The organism is Burkholderia sp. DN3021 (assembly GCF_049805555.1).
GTDB classification, from domain to species: domain Bacteria; phylum Pseudomonadota; class Gammaproteobacteria; order Burkholderiales; family Burkholderiaceae; genus Burkholderia; species Burkholderia pyrrocinia_C.
The window spans coordinates 22,133-28,303 of the sequence record NZ_JBNCAB010000092.1 but is presented as its reverse complement, the minus strand read 5'-3'; the positions used below and the strand labels follow the sequence as shown (position 1 = coordinate 28,303).

Genomic DNA, 6,171 nt, shown 5'->3' with positions numbered 1-6,171 from the left:
GCTTTCACGCGCGGGCGACGGGCGCGCGGCGGCGAGCGCCTGCACGACCAGCGCGGCGAACAGCGCGAGCACCCACGCGATCCCGTACACGCCGACGATCGGCGCGAAGCCCGCGAACGGGCCGTCGACCTGCGGGTAGCCGCTCGCGAGCCACGGGAAGCCGGTGAGCAGCGTGCCGCGCAGCCATTCGCCGAAGGCCCACGCGCTCGCGAACGCGAACGCGCCGTGCCAGGTCGGCGAGAACGGCCGCGGGTCGGGCGCGCGGCGATGCCATGCATGGCCCGCGCAGAACGACCACAGCCCGGCCGAGAACGCCGGGTACAGCGACAGGTACAGCGAGAACAGCACGAGCGCACCGCCCGCGAGCGGCGCGGCCATCTCGCCGTATACGTGCATGCTGATGTAGAGCCACCAGACGCCGCTGATGAAGTTGCCGAAGCCGAACGCGCCGCCCGTGAGCGCGGCGCCGCGCCAGCTCGACGTGCGCGTCAGTTGCGCGAAAAACCAGACGAATACGGCGAGCTGCAGCCAGCCGCCGTGCGGCGTCGGTGCGAAGCTGAGCGTATTGGCCGCGCCGGCGAGCAGCGCGGCCGGGTAGTGCCAGCGCGGCAGCGCGCGGCCGGGTGCCGGCGCGAGAAGGCCGCCAGCCGGGCGGGACGGGATCGGATCGTCCATGTGAAGCGGAAGTGGGCGAGCGGTTGAAGGAGACGCGGCTGGCGCGGGACGGTCAGTCCTCGTGCGAGGTGTCGGCGCGACGGCTGGCGAGCGGGTTGCGGCGTACCAGCAGCACATGAACCTGGCGCGCATCGCCGCGCTGGATCTCGAACACGAGGTTGCCGAGCTGCAGCTTCTCGCCGCGGTGCGGCACGCGTCCGAAATGATGGGTGATCAGGCCGCCGATCGTATCGACTTCGTCGTCGGGGAAATCGGTGCCGAACGCCTCGTTGAACTGTTCGATCTCGGTAAGCGCGCGCACGCGGTAGCGGCCGTCCGGCCCCGCGATGATGTTGCCGGCTTCCTCGTCGAAGTCGTATTCGTCCTCGATGTCGCCGACGATCTGCTCGAGCACGTCCTCGATCGTGATCAGGCCCGCGACGCCGCCGTATTCGTCGACGACGATCGCGAGGTGGTTGCGGTTCACGCGGAAGTCGTGCAGCAGCACGTTCAGGCGCTTCGATTCGGGAATGAACACGGCCGGGCGCAGCATCCCGCGCACGTCGAACTCTTCTTCGGCGTAGAAGCGCAGCAGATCCTTCGCGAGCAGCACGCCGATCACGTTGTCGCGGTTCTCCTCGAACACGGGGTAGCGCGAGTGCGCCTTTTCGAGGACGAACGGGATGAAATCCTCGGGTTTGTCGGCGATGTTGATCGCGTCCATCTGCGCGCGCGGCACCATGATGTCTCGCGCGCACAGGTCGGATACCTGGAACACGCCTTCGATCATCGACAGCGAATCGGCGTCGATCAGGTTGCGTTCGTGGGCGTCCTGGAGGATTTCCAGCAGCTCGCCGCGGGATTCGGGCTCGGGCGAGATGAAGTCGGTCAGGCGCTCGAGGAGCGAGCGCTTTTCTTGCGGTTTGTCGGTTGGCTTACGACTGGGATACGAATCGTTCATGGTGGTGCGCCCGGGTCGTGCCGGGGCGCGCTGTCACGGAGTAGGCAAGGATACACCAAGGGCACGACGCGACCGTGTCACCCCGGCCGTGCGGCCAGGGTGCGCAGCCCGCGCGGGCCTGCTCGCGGACGGCCGCGCCGGGCGCGGCATCGTCCTCGTGTCCATCCTATCCCAGAAAAGGGCGGCGGCGCAGCAGCGGCAAAAAACGGGTGCGGGAAGGGCGGGTGCGGCGCGCAAGGGCGACCGGCCGGCCGGTCGGTACCGGGGCGGCATTCTGCCGCATGCGATCGCGCCAGGCGCGCGGCTCAGAACCGCATGCCGGTCGAGCAGCCGCCGGCGGCCGCGCCGTTGGTCGCGGCGCCGCCGCAGCCGATTATTCCGCAGCCGGACAGCGCGACGCTCGCGGCGACGATCAGCGCGGCGACCTTGCAGCGCGACCAGTGTGACGGTTTCATCGGCAGGAACCTCGTTCGAATGCGCAGGGAGCGCGGTTTCGCGCCGCGGCAAGCCGGGCGTCGCGTTTGCGTCACCGGCATCGCGCGAGCAACCCTTCCAGCGCGCGATCGGGGATGCCGCTCGCGCGCAGCGCGTCGACCGTGCGGCTCACGTAGTCGAGCGTCGTGCCGTAGCGGCCGGCCGCGCAGCCGAACACTTCCTTCACGACGGAGTCCGACAGCTTGCCCGTATAGGTCGGTGCGTCGCGGCGCATCACGAACGCGAGCGCGTTCACGCGCTCGCCGTTCTCGAGCGAGCACGGCAGCCACGCGGGCCGGTACGAACCCATCGGCATTTCGCGCTTCCACAGCGTCTCGAGGTGCGGCTGCGCGGTCGGGCCCGCGAGCCGGAACGCGATGCCCGAGCACGAGCCGCCGCGATCGAGCGCGAGCACGAGGCCCGGACGTTCGGGCGTGCCGCGGTTCACGCGCGACCACAGGTAGAGCCCGCGATGGTAGCCGTGCACCTTGCCGCGCACGGCGGCGACGGTCGGCAACCCCGGGTTCCAGATCAGCGAGCCATAGCCGAACAGCCAGAGGTCCTGCCGGCCGTCCCAGTCGCGCATCGTGTGCGCGAGCGACGCCGCGAGCTCGTCTTCCGTCAGAAGCCGCCCGTCGCCGATCGACGGCGGGTAGGCGGGCGGGAGCATCGCGGCGTTGCGCATCGTGCGGCCGGCTTACTGGTACGGGTTCGGGAAGCCCAGCTTCGCGAGGATGTCGACTTCGAGCGCTTCCATTTCGGCCGCGTCCTCGTCGCTCGTCTCGTGGTCGTAGCCCTGCGCGTGCAGCGCGCCGTGCACCAGCAGGTGCGCGTAGTGGGCCGTGAGCGGCTTGCCCTGGTCGTGCGCTTCCTGCTCGACGACCGGGCAGCACAGCACGAGGTCGCCGATCACGGTGCCGTCGGGCGCCGCGTCGTACGCGAAGGTCAGCACGTTGGTCGGGTAGTCCTTGTGGCGGTAGCCGGCGTTCAGCGTGCGGCCTTCGTTTTCGCCGACGAAGCGCACGGTGAGCTGCGCGCTGGCGAACAGCGCCGGCTCGATCCATTCGGCGATCAGCTTGCGCTTGGGCAGCGTCTTGCGCACGTCGCTCGTGATTTCGTCGCCGTATTGCACGGACAGGTCGAGTTCCGGCTCGCGCAGCGCGCCTTCGATTTCGTCTTCGCGCGGCGCGGGCTCGGCGCCCACGTGCAGCGTCACGCTGTCGTAGTGCTCGGGCTGCAGCGCCAGCTTCGCGCGCATCTCCGGATCGTTGTGCTGCGCGACGATCGCGACGGCCGCGTCCCCCGAGCTGCCCGACAGGTCGAACATCAGGCTGCGGCCGTCCGGGAAGTCGATTCGCAGCCCCAGTGCGTTGACGGTCCGGGCCTTGCCCTTCGCATCGAACAGCGAAAGACGGGGGGATTCGGGCGCGGCGGACTGGGTGCGGCCGGACTTGCGAGAACGGGAGGATTTCATGACACGTGGGGCGATTGGAACGCGTTGAGGATACACCAAACGGCCGATCGCGCCCGAATTCGCGCGGGCGAAAAAAGGCCCGGCGCGCCGTCTGGCGGGCCGGGCCGGCAGGCCGGGGCAGCGCGCGGGCGCCGCCGGTCAGCCGTCCTGATGCTGCGCGTGGAACTCGTCGTATGCCTCGACGATGCGCGCGACGAGCGGATGGCGCACGACGTCCGCGCTCGTGAAACGCGTGAGCGCGATGCCGCGCACGCCGCTCAGCACCTGCTGCGCCTCGACGAGGCCGCTCTTGTGGCCGCGCGGCAGGTCGACCTGGCTCGTGTCGCCGGTCACGACCGCCTTCGAGCCGAAGCCGATCCGCGTGAGGAACATCTTCATCTGCTCGGGCGTGGTGTTCTGCGCCTCGTCGAGGATGATGAACGCGTGGTTCAGCGTGCGGCCGCGCATGTATGCGAGCGGCGCGATCTCGATCATCTGGCGCTCGAACATCTTCGCGGTCTTGTCGAAGCCGAGCAGGTCGTACAGCGCGTCGTACAGCGGACGCAGGTACGGGTCGACCTTCTGCGCGAGATCGCCCGGCAGGAAGCCGAGCCGCTCGCCGGCCTCGACGGCCGGGCGCGTCAGCACGATCCGCTTGACCTGGTCGCGCTCGAGCGCGTCGACCGCGCACGCGACCGCGAGGTAGGTCTTGCCGGTGCCGGCCGGCCCGATGCCGAGCGTGACGTCGTGCGACAGGATCTGCTTCAGGTATTCGCGCTGCGCGGGCGTGCGGCCGCGCAGGTCGGCGCGCCGCGTGTAGAGCTTCGGCCCCTGCTCTTCGAGCGCCTCGTCGTCGAGCTGCACGACAGGCTCGTCGAACGGATGGTCGGGGTCGCCGCGAAAGCGCACGTCGAGCGTGTTCTCGCGGCCGTTGCCGGCGGTGTGGCGCACTTCGACCAGCGCGAGCTGGATGTCGTCGACCGACAGCGGATCGCGCGCGCGGCTGTAGAAGTTATCGAGCGCCGCGAGCGCGAGCTTGGCGCCGCGCCCGCGGATCGTGATCCGGTGGCCGCGCCGCGCGAGCGTCACGTCGAGCGCCTGTTCGATCTGCCGCAGGTTTTCGTCGAGCGGGCCGCAGAGATTGGCGAGGCGCGCGTTGTCGTCGCGCGGCGCGATGAATTCCAGGGGGTGGGCGGGCTTCAAAGTGGCGTCGGGCTCCGGTGATGCGTCGGTCAGTGGGTGGCCGCGCTCGCGTCGTCGCTGACGAGCACGAGCTCGCCGCGCAGCGAATGCGGGTACGCATGGTTGATCTTCACGTCGATCATCTGGCCGATCAGGCGCGGGTGCGACGCGAGCGGCGCCGGGAAATTCACGACCCGGTTGTTCTCGGTACGGCCCGCGAGTTCGTTCGGATCCTTGCGCGACGGGCCCTCGACGAGGATCCGCTCGACCTTCCCGACCATCGACTGGCTGATGCGCGCGACGTTCTCCTCGATGGTCGCCTGCAGATGTTGCAGGCGTTTGAGCTTCACTTCGCGCGGCGTGTCGTCGTGCAGGTTGGCGGCCGGCGTGCCGGGGCGCGGGCTGTAGATGAACGAGAAGCTCGTGTCGTAGCTCATGTCGTGCACGAGCGCCATCATCTTGTCGAAATCCTCCTCGGTCTCGCCGGGGAAGCCGACGATCATGTCGGTCGACAGCGACAGGTCGGGGCGGATCGCGCGCAGCTTGCGGATCACCGATTTGTACTCGAGCACCGTGTAGCCGCGCTTCATCGCCATCAGGATGCGGTCGGAACCGTGCTGGACGGGCAGGTGCAGGTGGCTCACGAGCTTCGGCACCTTCGCGTAGGTGTCGATCAGCCGCTGCGTGAATTCCTTCGGGTGCGACGTCGTGTAGCGGATCCGCTCGATGCCGGGGATGTCGGCGACGTATTCGATCAGCGTCGCGAAATCGGCGATCTCGGATGCGCCGGCCGTCAGCGCGCCGCGATACGCGTTCACGTTCTGGCCGAGCAGCGTGACTTCGCGCACGCCCTGGTCGGCGAGGCCGGCCACTTCGGTCAGCACGTCGTCGAGCGGGCGCGACACTTCGTCGCCGCGCGTGTACGGCACCACGCAGTAGCTGCAGTACTTCGAGCAGCCTTCCATGATCGACACGAACGCGCTCGGCCCCTCGACGCGCGCGGGCGGCAGGTGGTCGAACTTCTCGATCTCGGGGAACGTGATGTCGACCTGCGCGCGGCCGCTCGCGCGGCGCGCGTCGATCATCTGCGGCAGGCGGTGCAGCGTCTGCGGGCCGAACACGAGGTCGACGTACGGCGCGCGCGACACGATCGACGCGCCTTCCTGGCTCGCGACGCAGCCGCCGACGCCGATCAGCAGGCCGGGCTTCGCTTCCTTCAGCTCGCGCACGCGGCCGAGATCGGAGAACACCTTCTCCTGCGCCTTTTCACGCACCGAGCACGTGTTGAACAGGATGACGTCCGCGTCTTCGGGGTTGTCGGTCTTTTCGAGGCCTTCGGCCGCATTGAGCACGTCCACCATCTTGTCCGAGTCGTACTCGTTCATCTGGCAGCCGAAGGTCTTTACGTAAACTTTCTTGGTCATGGGGATTCGCCGTTCGCAGTGGT

The 6,171-nt window shown here is 68.9% G+C and carries 6 protein-coding genes and 1 pseudogene; all 7 read right to left on the bottom strand.

The features are described 5' to 3' along the window. Positions 1-675, bottom strand: a pseudogene (locus ACPUER_RS30780) (apolipoprotein N-acyltransferase); the annotation flags it as partial. Between the two features lie 52 nt (positions 676-727). Further along, positions 728-1,615 carry an HlyC/CorC family transporter gene (locus ACPUER_RS30775; protein ID WP_072443463.1) on the bottom strand — a complete coding sequence of 296 codons (888 nt, stop codon included), beginning with the start codon at positions 1,613-1,615 and terminating at the stop codon, positions 728-730. A gap of 305 nt (positions 1,616-1,920) precedes the next feature. Continuing rightward, positions 1,921-2,070, bottom strand: a complete 150-nt coding sequence (locus ACPUER_RS30770) for a hypothetical protein (RefSeq protein WP_204424446.1) — start codon at positions 2,068-2,070, stop codon at positions 1,921-1,923. Between the two features lie 71 nt (positions 2,071-2,141). Next, the gene (locus ACPUER_RS30765; protein WP_175962012.1) at positions 2,142-2,774 is read right to left on the bottom strand and encodes a gamma-glutamylcyclotransferase; all 633 of its coding nucleotides are present in this window, start codon (positions 2,772-2,774) and stop codon (positions 2,142-2,144) included. A 12-nt stretch (positions 2,775-2,786) separates the two neighbouring features. Beyond that, positions 2,787-3,563 carry an rRNA maturation RNase YbeY gene (gene ybeY, locus ACPUER_RS30760; protein ID WP_175962011.1) on the bottom strand — a complete coding sequence of 259 codons (777 nt, stop codon included), beginning with the start codon at positions 3,561-3,563 and terminating at the stop codon, positions 2,787-2,789. Positions 3,564-3,701: 138 nt separating this feature from the next. After that, entirely contained in the window at positions 3,702-4,745 is a 1,044-nt protein-coding gene (locus ACPUER_RS30755; protein ID WP_425132951.1) for a PhoH family protein, read from the bottom strand. A 29-nt stretch (positions 4,746-4,774) separates the two neighbouring features. Next, positions 4,775-6,148 carry a tRNA (N6-isopentenyl adenosine(37)-C2)-methylthiotransferase MiaB gene (gene miaB, locus ACPUER_RS30750; protein ID WP_034178970.1) on the bottom strand — a complete coding sequence of 458 codons (1,374 nt, stop codon included), beginning with the start codon at positions 6,146-6,148 and terminating at the stop codon, positions 4,775-4,777. Positions 6,149-6,171: the final 23 nt, after the last annotated feature.

What these genes read in the sequence shown, in the direction of transcription:
- miaB (WP_034178970.1), bottom strand. Translation starts at nt 6,148, where the DNA reads ATGACCAAGAAAGTTTACGTAAAGACCTTCGGCTGCCAGATGAACGAG.
- ACPUER_RS30765 (WP_175962012.1), bottom strand. Translation starts at nt 2,774, where the DNA reads ATGCGCAACGCCGCGATGCTCCCGCCCGCCTACCCGCCGTCGATCGGC.
- ybeY (WP_175962011.1), bottom strand. Translation starts at nt 3,563, where the DNA reads ATGAAATCCTCCCGTTCTCGCAAGTCCGGCCGCACCCAGTCCGCCGCG.
- ACPUER_RS30775 (WP_072443463.1), bottom strand. Translation starts at nt 1,615, where the DNA reads ATGAACGATTCGTATCCCAGTCGTAAGCCAACCGACAAACCGCAAGAA.
- ACPUER_RS30770 (WP_204424446.1), bottom strand. Translation starts at nt 2,070, where the DNA reads ATGAAACCGTCACACTGGTCGCGCTGCAAGGTCGCCGCGCTGATCGTC.